This window comes from Campylobacter concisus, from assembly GCF_902460895.1.
GTDB lineage: Bacteria > Campylobacterota > Campylobacteria > Campylobacterales > Campylobacteraceae > Campylobacter_A > Campylobacter_A concisus_BC.
Genome location: NZ_CABPVL010000002.1, coordinates 750,719 through 767,643 on the forward strand (window position 1 = coordinate 750,719; position 16,925 = coordinate 767,643).

General features: G+C 39.9%; 16 protein-coding genes. 8 read left to right on the plus strand and 8 right to left on the minus strand.

The window, feature by feature from the left end; translation table 11 throughout:
- Window positions 1-274: 274 nt before the first annotated feature.
- The 3 genes from F3G98_RS04930 to lpxD are packed head-to-tail and all read left to right on the plus strand — an operon-like array spanning window position 275 to window position 3,386.
- Window positions 275-1,969 carry an acetolactate synthase large subunit gene (locus F3G98_RS04930; RefSeq protein WP_223231316.1) on the plus strand — a complete coding sequence of 565 codons (1,695 nt, stop codon included), beginning with the start codon at window positions 275-277 and terminating at the stop codon, window positions 1,967-1,969.
- Between the two features lie 2 nt (window positions 1,970-1,971).
- On the plus strand, window positions 1,972-2,433 hold the full coding sequence (ilvN, locus tag F3G98_RS04935) for an acetolactate synthase small subunit (RefSeq protein ID WP_223231317.1): 462 nt from the start codon (window positions 1,972-1,974) through the stop codon (window positions 2,431-2,433).
- Entirely contained in the window at window positions 2,433-3,386 is a 954-nt protein-coding gene (lpxD, locus tag F3G98_RS04940) for a UDP-3-O-(3-hydroxymyristoyl)glucosamine N-acyltransferase (RefSeq protein WP_103608205.1), read from the plus strand. The genes ilvN and lpxD overlap by 1 nt, the downstream gene beginning before the upstream one ends.
- A 482-nt stretch (window positions 3,387-3,868) precedes the next feature.
- Here the strand turns inward: lpxD and F3G98_RS04945 are convergent, their stop codons facing one another.
- Genes F3G98_RS04945 through F3G98_RS04970 form a run of 6 tightly spaced genes read right to left on the minus strand, consistent with a single transcriptional unit; the run spans window position 3,869 to window position 8,733 of the window.
- Window positions 3,869-4,537 (minus strand): lysophospholipid acyltransferase family protein, encoded by a 669-nt coding sequence (locus tag F3G98_RS04945; protein ID WP_103608204.1) that lies wholly within the window; start codon window positions 4,535-4,537, stop codon window positions 3,869-3,871.
- Entirely contained in the window at window positions 4,524-5,831 is a 1,308-nt protein-coding gene (locus F3G98_RS04950) for an SH3 domain-containing protein (RefSeq protein WP_103608203.1), read from the minus strand. Before F3G98_RS04950 ends, F3G98_RS04945 begins: the two co-directional genes overlap by 14 nt.
- A complete protein-coding gene (gene purQ / locus F3G98_RS04955) occupies window positions 5,825-6,490 on the minus strand; it encodes a phosphoribosylformylglycinamidine synthase I (protein ID WP_103608202.1) in 666 nt (221 codons plus the stop codon). The genes F3G98_RS04950 and purQ overlap by 7 nt, the downstream gene beginning before the upstream one ends.
- Entirely contained in the window at window positions 6,487-6,723 is a 237-nt protein-coding gene (gene purS / locus F3G98_RS04960; protein ID WP_103608201.1) for a phosphoribosylformylglycinamidine synthase subunit PurS, read from the minus strand. The genes purQ and purS overlap by 4 nt, the downstream gene beginning before the upstream one ends.
- Window positions 6,724-6,731: 8 nt before the next feature.
- Window positions 6,732-7,442 carry a phosphoribosylaminoimidazolesuccinocarboxamide synthase gene (gene purC, locus F3G98_RS04965; RefSeq protein WP_009293856.1) on the minus strand — a complete coding sequence of 237 codons (711 nt, stop codon included), beginning with the start codon at window positions 7,440-7,442 and terminating at the stop codon, window positions 6,732-6,734.
- Window positions 7,443-7,458: 16 nt separating this feature from the next.
- Window positions 7,459-8,733, minus strand: a complete 1,275-nt coding sequence (locus F3G98_RS04970; protein ID WP_223231318.1) for a S41 family peptidase — start codon at window positions 8,731-8,733, stop codon at window positions 7,459-7,461.
- A 252-nt stretch (window positions 8,734-8,985) separates the two neighbouring features.
- On the opposite strand from F3G98_RS04970, the gene F3G98_RS04975 reads away from it, so the two are divergent.
- Window positions 8,986-11,559 carry an ATP-dependent Clp protease ATP-binding subunit gene (locus tag F3G98_RS04975; protein WP_103597532.1) on the plus strand — a complete coding sequence of 858 codons (2,574 nt, stop codon included), beginning with the start codon at window positions 8,986-8,988 and terminating at the stop codon, window positions 11,557-11,559.
- A gap of 49 nt (window positions 11,560-11,608) precedes the next feature.
- On the opposite strand, the gene F3G98_RS04980 is transcribed toward F3G98_RS04975, so the two are convergent.
- Both F3G98_RS04980 and tgt read right to left on the minus strand, forming a co-directional pair.
- Window positions 11,609-12,307, minus strand: coding sequence for a CorA family divalent cation transporter (locus tag F3G98_RS04980; RefSeq protein ID WP_103608199.1), 699 nt, complete (start codon window positions 12,305-12,307; stop codon window positions 11,609-11,611).
- Complete coding sequence (gene tgt / locus F3G98_RS04985) at window positions 12,297-13,427, minus strand: tRNA guanosine(34) transglycosylase Tgt (RefSeq protein WP_149725831.1); 1,131 nt, start codon at window positions 13,425-13,427, stop codon at window positions 12,297-12,299. Before tgt ends, F3G98_RS04980 begins: the two co-directional genes overlap by 11 nt.
- A gap of 78 nt (window positions 13,428-13,505) precedes the next feature.
- Here tgt and F3G98_RS04990 point away from each other — a divergent pair, with 78 nt between their 5' ends.
- The 4 genes from F3G98_RS04990 to F3G98_RS05005 are packed head-to-tail and all read left to right on the plus strand — an operon-like array spanning window position 13,506 to window position 16,839.
- Complete coding sequence (locus F3G98_RS04990; protein ID WP_103617445.1) at window positions 13,506-14,612, plus strand: MlaE family ABC transporter permease; 1,107 nt, start codon at window positions 13,506-13,508, stop codon at window positions 14,610-14,612.
- Complete coding sequence (locus tag F3G98_RS04995; RefSeq protein WP_103646864.1) at window positions 14,609-15,349, plus strand: ABC transporter ATP-binding protein; 741 nt, start codon at window positions 14,609-14,611, stop codon at window positions 15,347-15,349. The genes F3G98_RS04990 and F3G98_RS04995 overlap by 4 nt, the downstream gene beginning before the upstream one ends.
- A complete protein-coding gene (locus tag F3G98_RS05000; RefSeq protein ID WP_103646865.1) occupies window positions 15,350-16,282 on the plus strand; it encodes an MlaD family protein in 933 nt (310 codons plus the stop codon). It abuts the gene before it with no gap.
- Window positions 16,279-16,839 (plus strand): ABC-type transport auxiliary lipoprotein family protein, encoded by a 561-nt coding sequence (locus F3G98_RS05005; RefSeq protein WP_103646866.1) that lies wholly within the window; start codon window positions 16,279-16,281, stop codon window positions 16,837-16,839. The genes F3G98_RS05000 and F3G98_RS05005 overlap by 4 nt, the downstream gene beginning before the upstream one ends.
- Window positions 16,840-16,925 lie beyond the last annotated feature (86 nt).

Genomic DNA, 16,925 nt, shown 5'->3' on the forward strand with positions numbered 1-16,925 from the left:
GTTGGCTGGTTGGCTGGTTGGCTGGTTGGCTGGTTGGCTGGTTGGCTATCACCCCTCCGCTTTTTAAATTTTGCTCCAAATTTGCCAAATTTATCGAAATACTAAAAATAATATGCATAAATATATGTAAAATATTTTGTATTTTTCGCTTTTTTAACTCAAAAATTTTTCAAAAAATTTAAGATAACGCCCAAATTTCGCTAAAAAGTTAAAATGGATTTAAAATGCTTTGGGATATAATTTGCGATAAATTTATCAAAAGGCTAAAGTGATGATAAAACAAATTTCTGGTTCACAGATGATAAGCGAAGCCTTGCACGAAGAGGGCGTTGAGATAGTTTTTGGCTATCCTGGCGGTGCAGCTTTAAATATCTACGACGAAACATATAAACAAACTTATTTTAAGCACGTCTTGGTTCGCCACGAGCAAGCAGCCGTTCACGCAGCAGACGGATACGCTAGGGTTAGCGGCAAAGTTGGCGTGGCTTTTGTGACAAGCGGCCCTGGCTTTACAAACGCAGTCACTGGTCTTGCCACGGCTTACAGCGACAGCATCCCAGTTGTGCTTATAAGCGGTCAAGTACCAACCTTTATGATCGGCACAGATGCTTTTCAAGAGATCGATGCAGTCGGCATTTCACGCCCCTGTGTCAAACACAACTTTTTAGTAAATAGCGTCGAGGAGCTACCTCGCATCATAAAAGAGGCGTTTTACATCGCAAGATCAGGCCGCCCAGGACCAGTTCATATCGATATCCCAAAAAACGTCACTTCAAGGCTTGGCGACTTTGTCTATCCAAAAGAAATTTCTATCCCAAGCTACAAACCGACATATAAAGGCAACTCAAAGCAGATAAAAAAAGCAGCAGCTGCGATAAATGAAGCAAAAAGACCACTTCTTTACATCGGTGGCGGTGCTGTCGCATCAAATGCAAGCGAGATCATACGTAAATTTATGAAAAAAACTGGCATCCCAGCGGTCGAGACACTTATGGCTCTTGGCGTGCTTGATGCAAAAGATGAGCTAAATTTAGGCATGGCAGGCATGCACGGCAGCTACGCTTCAAATATGGCTCTTAGCGAGTGCGACCTTCTCATATCGCTTGGCGCTAGATTTTGCGATAGGGTCACAGGCAAAACGGACGAGTTTGCTAAACATGCTAAGATCATTCATATCGACATCGATCCAAGCTCTATCTCAAAGATCATAAACGCGCACTATCCGATAGTTGGCGACCTTACAAACGTGCTAAGTGAGCTTTATGAAGAGGTGAAAGGTGAGCCTAAAAACTATGCGCCTTGGAGAGAAATTTTAGATAGATATCAAAAGCTAAACCCACTTGGCTACACAGATAGTGACAAGGTCTTAAAGCCTCAATGGGTGGTTGAAGAGACCGCAAAGATAGTTGGCCCTGAGGCTATCATCGCAACTGATGTTGGTCAGCACCAGATGTGGGTAGCGCAGTTTTATCCATTTAACCGCGCAAGGCAGCTTGTCACAAGTGGCGGTCTTGGTACGATGGGATATGGTCTCCCTGCAGCGATCGGCGCAAAGTGTGCCAAGCCTGAGCATTTGGTTGTAAATTTCACAGGCGACGGCTCGATACTTATGAATATCCAAGAGCTAATGACCACTTATGAGACAAATGTCCCTGTCATAAACATCATCTTAAACAACAACTTCCTAGGCATGGTGCGCCAGTGGCAGACATTTTTCTATGAGAAGCGCTACTCATCGACTGATCTTAGCTTGCAGCCTGATTTTGTAAAGATCGCTGAGGGATTTGGCGGCGTTGGCTTTGTTTGCAAGAGTAAAGATGAGTTTAAAAAGGCGTTAAAAGAGGCGATCAAGAGTAAAAAATCAGCTCTTATCGACGTTAGGATCGACCGCTTTGAGGACGTGCTTCCTATGGTTCCAGCTGGGGCTGCGATTTATAATATGATATTAAAGAGCAAGGAAGAAAAATGAGTATCAGAAGAACGATATCAGTTATAGTTTTAAATGAACATGGCGTTTTGGCTAGGATTTCTGGGCTTTTTGCGGGCAGGGGCTACAACATCGACACGCTCACAGTTGCTCCGATACCTGAGAGCAACTTCTCAAGACTAAGCATCGTCACAAGCGGCGATGAGAGGGTTTTGGAGCAGATCGTAAAACAGCTTCATAAGCTCATCCCGACATATAAAGTCATAGAAAGTGGCGAATTTGTCGAAAAAGAGATGGCTCTTGTGAAAATCCCACTTGGCGAGAATTTCGCCGGACTTGAGGCGATATTAAAGACATATAATGGCATCGTCACAAACACAAACGAAAACTACATCGTCGTCATGGTGGCTGATGATGCGAACAGGGTAGAGAGCTTTTTAAAATCGATAAAGAAATTTAACCCAGTTGATGTCGTGCGCGGCGGATCTGTGATAATGGATATATGATGAAACTAAGTGAAATAGCCTTAAAAGTAAATGCTACTTTTAGCGGAGAAGATCTTGAAATTTTTGCTCTAAATTCTTTAAAAAATGCAAATAAAGCTGAGCTAACATACTGTGATGGCGAGAAAAATGCCAAATTTATAAGCACTTCAAACGCTGGAGCTATCTTGGTGACAAAATCGCTTTTAGATCTAGTGCCAGCAGGCATGGTGGCGCTTGTGTGCGACAACCCGCACCTTGCATTTGCTATCCTTAGTAAAATTTACGCTAAGCCGCTTTTTTGCGAGCCAAAACCTTCAAATATCGCCCAGAGTGCCACTATAATGCCAAATGTCTATATCGGCTCAAACGTGAGCGTGGGCGAAAATACGATAGTGATGGCTGGAGCTTTTTTGGGCGATAACGTAACTATCGGTAAAAACTGCATCATCCATCCAAACGTCGTCATCTACAATGACTGCGTCATCGGTAATGAGTGCCACCTGCTAGCAAACTGCGTTATAGGCAGTGACGGCTTTGGCTATGCGCATACAAAAACTGGCGAGCATGTGAAAATTTATCACAATGGCAATGTTGTTTTGGGTGATTTTGTCGAGATCGGCGCTTGTACGACGATAGATCGCGGCGTTTTTGAAAGCACGATGATCGCAAACTACACAAAGATAGACAATCTCGTTCAAATAGGCCACAACTGCGAGCTTGGAAATGGCTGCCTCATCGTCTCACAAACTGGACTTGCTGGCTCAACAGTGCTAGGCAGAAACGTCGTCATGGGCGGACAAAGCGGCTCAGCTGGTCACGTAAGCGTTGGAGACTTTGCTCAGATCGCGGCACGCGGCGGCGTTAGTAAAGACCTACCTGGCGGCAAAAAATACGCTGGAGCTTATCCGATAATGGAGCTTTCAGAGCAGTTTAAACTACAAGCAAAGATATTGAGATTTTTCAAGAAAAACTAAATTTGGCGGAGCTCTCCGCCAAATAGTTGTCGTACTTCTATAATTTAAATTTTTCTATTTATTTTATTTCACCGCAATCACAAACTAACATTTATGGCTAATAAAAATAGCCAGCAAGAGATCTAATTTAAGCATTAGGCTTAAATAAAATTTAATGCTCATAATAAACGGCTGAACTAATATGAGCAAAGTGTTATAAGGTGTAGTAATTTTTATATTTAATGGTGTAGAGAGCAGTCTATCTACTAAAGCTTGTTTGCTCGTGGCGGTAAAAAGCAAATTTGGATACATGCTTTGATATATAAAAACTTCTAAAAGATATTAGTAAAACGCTGGTGGATAAAATTCCTTTTACTAAGGTGATTTGTCTAAATTTATAAGGTAATATCACACCAACATTTACTTTATTGCTTATTAATTTTAACTCTTTATAGTGGTTACATAAAATGTGAATTCTAGAAAAGAAATTTACAAAGCTAAATTTATTTTCTGTTTTCGTCTAGGACTTTTTGCATGCTCTCTCTAGTCGCCTCTAGCCAGTTTTGTTTTGAGGTATCGACTAGATCAAGACAAAAGAGCTTGATGCCAGCTTTTTTAAAGCTAAATTCTTTCACTTTCATCGCATCGCTTCCAACGATCACGATAGGCTGAACCTTTAAATTTAGCTTTTCAACCAGCAACTTCGCACCACCTTTAAATGGTAATAATTCTTTGGTTTGAGACCTTGTGCCTTCTGGAAATATCGCTAAAACACGTCCATTTTCTACTCTGTCTTTTGCTTCGCTTAAAAGCTTTATTAGTGAGTGCTTATTTTCTCGCTCGACCGCTATCATCTTTGGAAGGCTCAAAATTTTACCGATGATTGGGATCTTGCCTATTTGCGCCTTTGCGATCCAGCAGATATTTTTAGGATGGATCTCTTCAAGCACGATGATGTCAAGCATGCTTTGGTGATTTATCAGCAAGATATTTGCTTCGTCGCTAAATTTACCGATGACTTCTAGCTTATACCCGCCAAAAAATCTCTGCGATCTGCCCCAAAATTTTCTTATGGCTCTATTTTTAGAGTTAAAGAGCCACATAAAAAATACGACAATAACGACGCTTATCACAAATTCAATAGAAAAGAAAAAAGCTCTAATTTTTGACAAGATCACCCTTTCTTACCCAGCCGATTTTGCCGTCTGCGAATAAAATTTTTGAGTAGTCATCTTTTGTGTCTAAAATTTCAACATTTTCATTTTTGCGAGATGTATAAAAAACGGTTGAATTTTTAGTTGGCAAGATAGTGACGCTCACATCTGGCTTAAGCACTGCTTTGCCAAAAGGATTGTAAGTGTAAATCCCTAGTGCGATAAAAACAGCTGCCACAAAGAAGTAGCTTAGCTTTCCTCGCCAGATCGCTAGTAAGATAAAGATAGCGACCAAAGAGTAGATCGTGATATCTTTGTAAGTGCTAAATTCACTTTGTTTTGGATTTAGACCGATTTGCGTGCTAACCTCGTCCTCTTCGACGCTCACAGGCAGTGAAAAGCTCTCAAATTTAGCTTTTTTTAGGTTGTAGTAGTTAAAGTCAAGTGTCTTTTTGTTTGGCTTAAACACTGCAAAATAATATGCACTTTGTGAGTTAAAGTCGCCGTTTATCGTATCTACGCCTTGCTTTAGGATCGTTTTATTTTCGATATTAAATGCGCTTAGATCGACATTGTTGCCATAAATTTCAACGACCATGATATTGTTTATATCATCAAATTTAGTCGTTTTAAATTTCTTTACCTCAAGGTTGTCAGCGACGATGTGGTTGTAATTTTCGTCACTTCTAAGCTCTTTTAGCTTTGGTAAAAAGATATTTATGTTTGAGTTTTGATAGTTCTCGCCATTTCTTTTTAGATCCAAGCTAACTCGTAAAGTCTTTGCATCAATGCTTGTTGCTTCAAGGTAGAAAGTGCCGATGTATTTGTTTTCTTCGCCTTTTACCCATTGAAAATTCTTCTTATTTAGCCATTTGATATTTGTTTCATCAAGCTGTGTCTCAAACTCAAACTCAAGGTCGCTTTGCGTATCAGCTACGATCTCAACGCTAAAAATTTCTCCTACGACGACATTTTTAGGGATATTTGTCGCTTTTAAAAGGAGGTCTTTTATTTTTATCTTGTCATAGACTTGATTATCAGGGACGCTGATGTCTGGTTCGTTTGTCGGGACGATATTTCGCATCTGCTCTGGAGTGATACGCTCTGGCTGTGGGGCGATAGAGCGTGGAGAGACGAGCTTTCTTGATATATCTTCTTCGCTTGGAGTCTTTGCTTGCGGCTTTGATGCTTGGCTATTTACAAATTTATCCTCTCTTGCCTCATCCATCATGTCAAAAACGCTGACTTCATCAGTGTTTGCGGCAAATAAATTTAGCGCGAGTAGGGCGATAAAAAGTGTTCGTTTTACCAAACTAGCCCTTTTAACATCTTCATGCCATCATCTGTGCCTAAAATTTTCTCGCAAGCGCGCTCTGGGTGAGGCATAAGACCAAAGATCCTCTTACTCTCATCGCAAATCCCAGCTATGCTATCAACTGAGCCATTTGGATTTATCTCATTGCCGTGGCTGTCGCAGTATTTTAGCAGGACTTGCTCGTTATCATATAGGCTTTTTAGCGTATCTTCATCAGTGTAGTAGTTGCCCTCGCCGTGAGCGATAGGGATATTTACCACTTCGTTTTTGGCTAAATTTGATAGAAATTTATTGTTATTTGAGATCACTTTTAGGTGGTGATATTTTGAGACGAAATTTAAATTTTCATTTCTTCTCATCGCACCTTTTAAAAGTCCAAGCTCAAGAAGCATCTGAAAGCCATTGCAAATTCCTAAAATGCAGCCGCCTTTTTTTGCATGCTCTTTTACAGCTTGCATAGCAGGGCTAAATTTAGCTATCGCAGCCGTTCTTAGATAGTCGCCATAGCTAAAACCACCAGGCAAAACGACTAGATCAGCATCGATCTTATCTTCTTTGTGCCAGATGATCTGCGTTTGGCAGCCAAGTAGCTTAAAAGCATGAGCTGTATCTTCTTCGCAGTTTGTGCCAGGAAAAAGTATGATCGCTACTTTCATAGCACGATCTCGTAGTCTTCGATGACAGTGTTTGCTAGAAGCTCTTCACACATCACTTTTAGCTGATCTTTTGCTTTGCTTTTATCGCTCTCGTCGATGTCTAAAACGATTTGTTTGCCTATCCTGACATTTGAAATACCGCTAAATCCAAGCGAATTTAGAGCGTGCTCCACTGCTTTACCAGCAGGGTCCAAGACCCCGCTTCTTAATGCTATGTTTACGACAGCTTTCATCTTTGTCCTTAAGAAAGAATTCTTCTTAAAACTTCTTCGTAAGCTACTTTTACGCTACCAAGGTCTTGTCTAAATCTATCTTTGTCAAGTTTTTCGTTTGTTGTCGCATCCCAAAATCTGCAGCTATCAGGGCTTATCTCGTCTGCTAAGATGATGTTGCCATCTTTGTCGATGCCAAATTCGACTTTGAAATCAACTAGTTTTAAATTTCTCTCTGCAAAGAATTTAAATAATATAGAGTTGATCTCTCTTGCTGTGTGTCTTAGTGTTTGTAGATCTTTTTCGCTCTTTACTAGACCCATGATGATGCAGTGCTCATCAGTAACTAGTGGATCGTGCAAATCGTCATTTTTGTAGTAGAACTCAACAAGTGTAAAAGGTAGAACTGTGCCTTCTTTTATGCCAAGCCTTTTGCTAAGTGAGCCAGTTGCGATATTTCTCACAACAACTTCAAGAGGTATGATCTCGCATTTTTTGACCACTTGCTCAGTGTCGCTTATTGTCTCAACTAGGTCAGTGACGATACCTTTGCTCTCTAGCAGTTTAAAAAGCTGAGTAGAAATTTTGTTATTTAGCGCACCTTTGCCAGCTTCGTTGCCTCTTTTTTGAGCGTCAAACGCTGTTAGATCGTCTTTGAATTCAGCCACAAGTAGATTTGGATCGTCTGTGGCGTACATTTTCTTGCCTTTTCCCTCGTAGATAAGCTCTCTTTTTTGCATGTTGTTCTCCTTTAGATTATTGTTGTTTTATCTTTAAAATTTTGATCGTATCAATCGCTGTTTTTAACTGAATATCTTCATCGACTTTTTTCTGTGTGATTATATTTTTATCATCTTTTGCTTCAGTTTTATTGCCCTCACTTGTTGGATTTATCTTGTTTAGCTCGCTCTTTAGGTGCGCTTTTAGTTCGCTCTCTTTGATGCTAAATGCACTATCGTCGCTTTGTGGCACTTTGCCAGGATGCACGACTACATCAGGTGTTACGCCAACTGCTTGGATAGTTCTGCCACTTGGTAAGTAGTATCTTGCGATGGTTAGTCTTAGCGCTTCTGTATCGTCTATTGGTAAGATCACTTGAACGCTGCCTTTACCAAAGGTGTTTTCACCGATTATCACCGCACGCTTGTGATCTTGCAGTGAGCCACTTACGATCTCGCTAGCACTTGCACTTCCGCCATTTACAAGGACAACAAGTGGGAGTTTTGATAAGGTTTTGCTAGCGCTTGCTTTATACTCTACATTTTCAGATGCGTCACGACCTTTTTGAGATACGATGATACCATTATCTACGAAAAGATCGACTAGATCAACAGCTTGATTTAAAAGACCGCCAGGGTTGTTTCTAAGATCAAGTATGATGCCATTTGCTTTTGGATGCTCTTTGATAGCCTCTTTTACCTTTGTGACGACGTTTTTGTCAAAATTTGTGACGCGTATATAAAGGATGTTATCGTTTTCTATCATTTTTGCATAGACAGACTCAACTTTTATAAGATCTCTTATGATCTTTACGTCAAATGGCTTTTGCTCGCCTTTTCGCAAAATCGTAATTGTTATCGGAGTTTTTGGCTTGCCGCGCATCTTATTTACAGCTTCATCTATCGTTGTACCGATAGTTGAGTTGCCATCGATCCTTAAAATGATATCGCCTGCCTTTATGCCTGCTTTATCAGCTGGAGTATCCTCGATAGGCGAGATAACGGTTAGTGCGCTATCTTTCATGCCAACTGTTATGCCAAGTCCGCCAAATTCTCCGCTTGTTTGCACCTGCATATCTTTATATGCTTTTTCATTTAAAAAGCTTGAGTGAGCATCTAAATTTTGCATCAAACCAGCGATGGCTTTGTCGATTATCTCTTTAAATTTAATATCATCAACGTAGTATTTTTCAACGGTTGAGATGGTTTTTGTAAGTTTTGAAAGTGCTTCAAGTTTCGCACTCGCCTCATCTTCGGTTTTAGCAAAAAGTGCATTTACTGCTACGCTTGAGATGAGTATGGCGCCTGTTATTTTTAGCGCAAAAGATCTAGTAAATTTGTTCAAAATATCTCCTATATTTTTTGGCTCAATTTTATTAACATTTGGCTAAAAAAAGCATAAATTTAACCTTATATTTTTATCTTTTGTCTATTTTTAACACAAATTTATAACAGCAAATTTTAGCAATTATATAAAAAGAGTGACAAAGGCTATAAAAATACTTGACAATATAAGACTAAAGTTATATAATGCCGCCATTATAAAATAACTTAAGGAGCTTTAATGGCTGACATAACAGAAAATTTAACAGCGCAGATGCAAGAGACACTTGAAAAAGGCGTTAGCTTAGCGATCTTTTCTAAAAATCCACAAGTTGTGCCACTTCACGTCTTTTGGGCTTTGCTTGCTGATAGCAATTCTATTTTAAATCAAGTATTTAATAAGATGAATATAAGCAAAGACGCAGTCGAGCTTGAGATAAAAAGCAAGATCTCGTCACTCCCAAGTAGCTCAAACGTTACAAAAGATAACGTTTCAGTTTCAAGAGAGCTTATAAATTCGCTTGAAAATGCAAAAGCTTTAATGGTAAGCATGGGCGATAGCTACGTAGCTGTTGATACTTGGATCATCTCTGCTCTTGAGCTTAGTGAGATCAAACAAATTTTAAGCAAATTTTGCGACATCTTAGAGATCAAAAAGAATCTTGAGAGCATAAGAGGCGGTAAAAAGATAGATAGCCAAACTGGCGATGATACACTTGATAGCTTAGAGAAATTTGGTATCGATCTAACGCAAAAAGCCCTAAATAAAGAGCTTGATCCAGTCATCGGACGTGATGAAGAGATCACTAGAATGATGCAAATTTTAATAAGAAAGAGCAAAAATAACCCTATCTTGCTTGGTGAGCCAGGCGTTGGTAAAACAGCTATCGTTGAGGGGCTAGCTCAAAAGATAGTGGCTCGCGATGTGCCAACAAGCCTTGCAAACAAGCGTGTTATCGCACTTGATATGAGCGCAGTTGTAGCTGGAGCAAAGTATAGAGGCGAGTTTGAAGATAGGCTAAAAGCTGTCATCGACGAGGTCAAAAAAGCTGGCAACATCATACTTTTTATAGATGAAATTCACACCATAGTAGGAGCTGGTGCTAGCGAGGGCGGAATGGACGCAGCAAATATCCTAAAACCAGCTCTTGCGCGTGGCGAGCTTCACGCTGTTGGTGCGACAACATTAAAAGAGTATAGAAAATACTTTGAAAAAGACGCAGCACTTCAAAGACGTTTTCAACCAATAGACGTCAAAGAGCCGAGTGTAAATGAGGCACTTCAAATTTTACGCGGTATAAAAGAGCGTCTTGAAGTTCATCACGGCATCACGATAACTGATAGCGCGCTAGTTGCCGCAGCAAGGCTAAGCGACCGCTACATCGCAAACCGCTTCTTGCCAGATAAAGCAATAGATCTTATCGACGAGGCAGCAGCTGAGCTTAAGATGCAAATAGAGAGCGAACCATACGAGCTTTCAAAGATAAAACGTGAGATCGTAACGCTTCAAGTAGAAAAAGAAGCTCTAAAGATGGAGGATGCGGATAAAAACAAAGAAAGACTTGGCGAGATCGAAAAAGAGATAGCTGATCTAAATGAGAAAAAGCTAGCGCTTGATACTAAATTTGAAAACGAAAAGGCCGTTTTTGGCGGAATTTCAAAAGCAACAAAAGAGATCGATAGCTTAAAATCACAAGCTGAGATAGCAAAAAGAAATGGCGATCTTCAAAAGGCTGCTGAGATAGAATACGGCAAGATAGCAGACGCCAAAAAGCACAAACATGAGCTTGAAGAAAAATGGGAGCACATGAAAAAAGAGGGCGTGCTTCTTAAAAATCAAGTCGATGAGGAGCTTGTGGCTGAAATTTTGAGCAAATGGACTGGAATTTCAGTTAAAAAGATGCTAACAAGCGAAAAAGAAAAATATCTGCGCATCGAAGAGCATCTAAGAGAGAGCGTTGTCGGTCAAGATGACGCATTACACGCACTTGCACGTGCTGTTAAGAGAAACAAAGCAGGGCTAAATGAGGGTCAAAGGCCGATTGGTTCATTTTTATTTCTTGGACCAACAGGCGTTGGTAAAACTCAGTCTGCTAAGGCTTTGGCTAAATTCTTATTTGACGATGAGAAGGCGCTTATCCGCTTTGATATGAGCGAATATATGGAAAAACATAGCGTGAGCAGGCTTCTTGGTGCGCCTCCAGGATATGTGGGCTACGATGAGGGCGGTCAGCTAACAGAGGCAGTTCGCAGAAGACCATACTCAGTCATACTTTTTGACGAGGTTGAAAAGGCTCACAAAGATGTATTTAACATACTTTTGGGAATTTTAGATGACGGACGTGCGACTGATAATAAAGGTGTAACGGTTGATTTTAAAAACACGATCATCATTTTAACTTCAAACATCGCTTCAAATTTCATCATGGAGCTAAAGGGCGAAGATCGTGATGTAGCTGTTAAAAACGAGCTTAAAAACTACTTTAAACCTGAGTTTTTAAATAGGCTTGATGACACTATCATATTTAATCCTCTAAATGAGCAAGGCTTAATATCTATCGTAGAGATCATGTTTAAAGAGCTTGAAAAAACTCTTCACAACCGCGGTATCAAGGCAGTTTTAAGCGAAGAGGCTAAGAAATTTATCGCAAAAGCTGGCTTTGACATAGTTTATGGAGCAAGACCTCTTAGAAGAGCGCTTTATGAGCTAGTTGAAGACAAGATCGCTGATATGATCTTGAAAGATGAGCTTGAAAGTGGCGATGAGATCACCATTGATAGCGACGGTGAGAAAATCATCATTAAGAAAAAATAACTTCAAATTTACTTGGCAGGTTGGATCAACTTGCCAAGCATAAATAAATTTAACTAATATCCTTATTTGATCTGTAATAAAATATAAAAAATAGCACGCAAAGCATCGCTATAAAGGCAAAGACTATCAACGTGCCATCTTTAAATGAGCTTAAAAACATGCCGTTTGTATTCATGCCAAAAAAGCCAGTGATAAAATTTAGTGGTAAAAATAGCACCGAAAGTAGCGTTAAAAGGTAGATATTTTTGTTGATCTTGTCGTTTTTGTCACTTTGTATAAATGTATAGATATCTTCAACTCTATAGGCGTATTCGTTGGCTATGGTTTTAAATACGCTTGCTTCATGGATGCTGTTTTTAAGCTCTTTTTTAAGCCCTTGTTGCTCGCTTTGGCAGATCGCAAGGGCTTCGTAAAAGTGCGAAATGCTATTTTGAAATTTCCTTATCTCATACTTTAAAAAGTGGTGTCTTTTTATAAATTTCTCAAAATTTTTCTTGCTAGCATAAATTTTCTCATACTCATTTAGCTCGTCTTGATGCTCTAAAATTTTATTTGCATATTCGTTACAAATCCCCTTAATAGCTGCTTCAAAAGTGCTTTTGTCGCATTCATGTTCAAGATCTTCTTTGTAAATTTTGCCATCTTTAAATAAAAATTTAAAAACTTGCTTTTGCGATGATGAGATGAGCATGATGTAGTCAAACCCTTCTCCATAAAAATATCCACAAAGTGCGCTTTTATAGCTCATCTGCGCTCCTTTTTGCGTAGAAATTTCGCTTAAATTTAGCAAATTCTCCAGCCTCTATCGCCTCTCTCATCTCTTTCATCAAATTTAAATAGTAGTGCAGGTTGTGAAGGCTTGCTAGTCTAAAAAATGTTAGCTCCCTTGCCTTAAAAAGGTGGTTTAGATAGCCTCTGGAGTAGCGCTTGCAGGTGTAGCACTGGCAAGCTGGGTCTATCGGCGCGTGGTCGTTTATAAATTTGGCTGATTTTATATTTATCTTGCCAAAGCTAGTAAAAAGCGTGCCGTTTCTTGCGTTTCTTGTTGGCATGACGCAGTCAAACATATCGACGCCTCGCTCCACGTTTTCAACTAGGTCTTCAGGCGTGCCAACGCCCATTAGATAGCGAGGTCTTAGCTCATCCATAAATGGCATAACCGCCTCAACCGTCTCATACATCGCATCGTTGCTCTCGCCAACGCTTAGCCCACCTATGGCAAGGCCGTCAAATGGCATCTGATTTAAGGCTTCAGCGCAAAATTTACGTGCCTCATAGTTGGTGCCACCTTGAACGATACCAAAGATATTTTGCTGCAAGCCAACGCCCTTACTCTGCATAAATTTGTGGTAATCAATCGCCTCTTTTGCCCATTTTATCGTTCGTTTTATGCTAAGATCTATCCTTTTTGGCTCAGCTGGCAAGGCAACCAAATCATCAAGTATCATCATGATGTCGCTGCCTAGGTCATACTGCGTGTCAAGGACGGATCTTGGCGTGAAGTAGTGCGTGCTGCCGTCGATGTGGCTTTTAAATTTTATTCCGCCATCGTCGTTTTTGGTGTTTGACCTAAGCGAAAATGCCTGAAATCCGCCGCTATCAGTTAAAAACGAGCGATCAAATTTAGAAAATCCATGAAGCCCGCCAAACTCACGCACGACCTTGCTGCCAGGGCGCAGATACATGTGATAGGTGTTTGCTAAGATTATCTTTGCGTCTAAAATTTCACTCATATCAAAGGCATCTAGGCTTTTAACTGCGCCAACCGTGCCAACTGGCATGAAAACTGGCGTTTGTATAACGCTGTGAGCAGTTGTTAGGACGCCTCGCCTTGCGTTGCCATCTTTTTTTATAACTTCAAATTTCATCTAAGTCCCTTAATTTTTGATTTTTTATTTTAACAAAATTTATAATATAATACAGAAATTTTAAGGCAAAGGAACTTTTTGCAAAAAAGAAATGATATCGTTTTTAGCGAAGCAAACGGCACTGCAACAATAAAATTTGCAGGCGAGTTTAGCTACAAAGACGCAAAAAATTTACAAAGCATTTTTAAAAAAATCCAAAAGCTTAACGGCAATGTTAAATTTGACTTTAGCGAGTTAAAGAGCATTGATTACGCTGTTTTGATCCTTTTAAAAAACACGCTAAATGGCAAGAAATTTGAGATCATTACAAATGACGAGAAGATAAAGGCGATGAGCGATCTTTTAAATGATGAGAAGATTGATTTTAAATATATGCCACCGCACAATAGCCTAAATTTTTTCTCACGTCTCGGTGAGAAAATTTGCGAGGGATTTGTAAATTTGCTTGAGTTTGGCTCGTTTTTGGGCGAGTTTTTGATAAAGAGCGTGAGGATTTTATTTAATCCTGCAAATTTAAGATTTAGAGAATTTAGCAACTACATAAAAGATGGTGGCGTAAATGCCGTTTTCATCGTCTCGCTCACCGCTTTTTTGATAGGCGTCGTGCTTGCATATCTTGGCAGTGCGATGCTTGCAAGCTTTGGGGCAAGTATATTTATAGTTGAGATCATGGGCATGCTAACGCTTAGAGAGGTGGCCCCACTAATCGCTGCTATCGTCATCGCGGGCAGGTCGGCCTCTAGCTTTACCGCGCAAATTGGCGCTATGAAGCTAACTGAGGAGATAGATGCGATGAAGACGATGGGTTTTGAGCCCTTTAACTTCTTGGTGCTGCCACGCATCATCGCCATGGTGCTTTGCGTGCCTGTTATCATCTTTATAGCTGATAGTATAAGCATCTTAGGGCAGATGATCATTTGCCAAACTATTCTTGATATCAGCTTTAGCGACTATCTCAATAGATTTCGCGAGATGGTCGAGCTTAGGCACTTTGCTGTTGGTATGATAAAGGCTCCGTTTTTTGGCGCGGTGATAGCGATCATTGGGTGCATGAGAGGATTTGGCGTTAGTCAAAACGCCCAAAGTCTTGGAGCGATGACAACCGTTAGCGTTGTAAATGCGATATTTTGGGTCATTGCGCTTGATGCATTTTTCGCGATAATTTTTATGTGGCTAAAGATATGAACGAGATAATAGTTGGAAAAAACATAACGACAAGTTATGGCGACAAGATAATGCACGATAATGTGAGCTGGAGCGTCAAAGAGGCTGAAATTTACGGCTTTTTAGGCGGCAGTGGCACTGGTAAAACGACGCTAATGAAGACGATGATATATCTAAAAAAGCCAAATAAGGGCGATATAACGTTTGACGGCGTCAATATGTGGAAAAGTAGCCAAAAGGAGCAGCAAGAGATAAAGCTAAAAAGTGGGACGATGTTTCAGTTTGGAGCGCTTTATAGCTCGATGACGATCCTTGATAACGTGGGCGTTTTGCTCCATGAGTACTCTAAATTTAACAAGCGCCAGATCGATGAGATAGCGATGTTTTGGATACAAAAAGTGGGGCTTAAAAAAGAGGTTTCAATGCTCTATCCAAGCGAGCTAAGTGGCGGTATGAAAAAGCGTGCTGCGCTTGCAAGAGCCTTGGTGCTAAGCCCTAGGGTGCTATTTTTAGATGAGCCAAACAGCGGCCTTGATCCTGTTAGCTCGCGGCAGATGGACGCGCTCATAAAAGAGCTTCGTGATAGCATCGGTGTAACTGTCGTCATGGTGACACATGATGCGGATAGTATTTTTGATATTTTGGATAGATTTTTGATAATAGATAACAAAAAAATAGCCTTTGAGGGAGATATAAAAGAGCTTGAATATCTCGAAAATAACCCGCTTGAAGAGCTATTTAAAATGAGGAAAAAATAGATGGAAAATAGAAATTCTTACACCATTGTCGGCATGTTTTTTATAGCCTGCCTTACAGCTTTTGCGATATTTATCTGGTGGATGACTAGTAAAAATAACACAAAGGTTGATTTCAAGGAGTATTACATCCACACGAGCGAACTGCCAAGCGGCTTAAAGGTGGACTCTACGGTTAAATTTATCGGCGTGCCAGCAGGAACTGTTAGTAATATAGGCTTTGTCGATGACAAAAACGCTCTTATAAATATCACGATGAAGATAAGAGAGGACCTACCTATAAAGGCTGATAGCGTTGCAAGTATCGAAGTTCAGGCTATTAGCGGTGTGGCTAGCATAAATATAAGCCGCGGCACAAAGGACTTTGAGTCAGGTCAAAAGCCTGTCTTGCATCTTGAGGAGAGCCTCTTTTCAAAGCTTGGAAACAACGCAGAAAACATCACTTTTAAGATAAATCAAACCCTTGATAAGGTTGATGGCTTTTTCTCGGCTGAAAATATCTCTCACATCGAGTCAATCCTAAGAAATATCGATAAATTTACTCAGGTTTTAACCGATGAAAATGGTCTAAGCGAGATTGATAGCATCGTTAAAAATGTAAAAAATTTCACCGACAGCCTAAATAAAACAGACACAAAAGAGCTTGCTAAAAATTTAAACACGCTAATCGCAAGTGCAAATTCGGTTTTTAAATCAGCAAATTCAGCCGTCACTGGATATAGCTCGCTTCAAGATATCATCACTCAAAAGGTAAAAAACGGCGAGTATGACCTTAGAAACACGGTCTCTCCGCTTCTTAGAGAGGCTAGTGAGTTTTTAAATGGATTTGACAAGACGCTACGTGAGTTTAGAGGCGCGCTTCAAAGACTTGAGGACAACCCTTACGAGTTCTTCTTCACAAATCCAGTGCCAAATGACAAAGGAGATAAAAAATGAGAAATTTAATCTTTCTAGCAGCTGCATTTTTATTTTTTGGCTGCTCGCTAAAGACCGACGTGCCACAGGCTACGATGTATGAGATACACTACTCAAACAAAGAGTGCTCGGCTGAAAATAAGCAAAAAGAGCTAAAAAATGTCTTTATCGAAAACGTAAGTGCCCTTGATATGGTTGATACCAGAAAAATTTTAATCGTTGCTGAAAACAATAAGATAAGATATTTGAGCGATGCTAAATTTGTCTCTGAACCAAGCGAAATGATATATAAATCACTCGTAAAAGGACTTTACTCAAACTGCGCTGCAAAGCCGATATTTTCACCAAATGCAAAGGATCTTAGGCTAAAAGTTAGCATCATCTCACTTCAAATAAGAGGCGACAAAGCCGAAGTTTCGCTAGCTTACGAGCTATTTAACGCAAACACTTCACTCAAATCAGGCATGATAACAAAAGAAATTTTCTGCCCAGACCCAAGCTCAAGCACTATTTTTGATACGATAAACAAGGCTACAAATTTAGCTATCGATACTTTAATCTCTGAAATAATCTACTAAAATTTTCTTAAATTTTTTGGCTGTGAAAGCTTAAATTTACAGCCAAAAATAGCTTATTTTAAAGACCTTTTGTTATAATGTGGCTT

Excerpts from the sequence above, each read along its gene's own strand:
- tgt (WP_149725831.1), bottom strand. The coding sequence starts at position 13,427 with ATGAAATTTGAAGTTATAAAAAAAGATGGCAACGCAAGGCGAGGCGTC.
- F3G98_RS05000 (WP_103646865.1), top strand. The coding sequence starts at position 15,350 with ATGGAAAATAGAAATTCTTACACCATTGTCGGCATGTTTTTTATAGCC.
- F3G98_RS04980 (WP_103608199.1), bottom strand. The coding sequence starts at position 12,307 with ATGAGCTATAAAAGCGCACTTTGTGGATATTTTTATGGAGAAGGGTTT.
- F3G98_RS04975 (WP_103597532.1), top strand. The coding sequence starts at position 8,986 with ATGGCTGACATAACAGAAAATTTAACAGCGCAGATGCAAGAGACACTT.
- F3G98_RS05005 (WP_103646866.1), top strand. The coding sequence starts at position 16,279 with ATGAGAAATTTAATCTTTCTAGCAGCTGCATTTTTATTTTTTGGCTGC.
- F3G98_RS04995 (WP_103646864.1), top strand. The coding sequence starts at position 14,609 with ATGAACGAGATAATAGTTGGAAAAAACATAACGACAAGTTATGGCGAC.
- purS (WP_103608201.1), bottom strand. The coding sequence starts at position 6,723 with ATGAAAGCTGTCGTAAACATAGCATTAAGAAGCGGGGTCTTGGACCCT.
- purQ (WP_103608202.1), bottom strand. The coding sequence starts at position 6,490 with ATGAAAGTAGCGATCATACTTTTTCCTGGCACAAACTGCGAAGAAGAT.
- purC (WP_009293856.1), bottom strand. The coding sequence starts at position 7,442 with ATGCAAAAAAGAGAGCTTATCTACGAGGGAAAAGGCAAGAAAATGTAC.
- lpxD (WP_103608205.1), top strand. The coding sequence starts at position 2,433 with ATGAAACTAAGTGAAATAGCCTTAAAAGTAAATGCTACTTTTAGCGGA.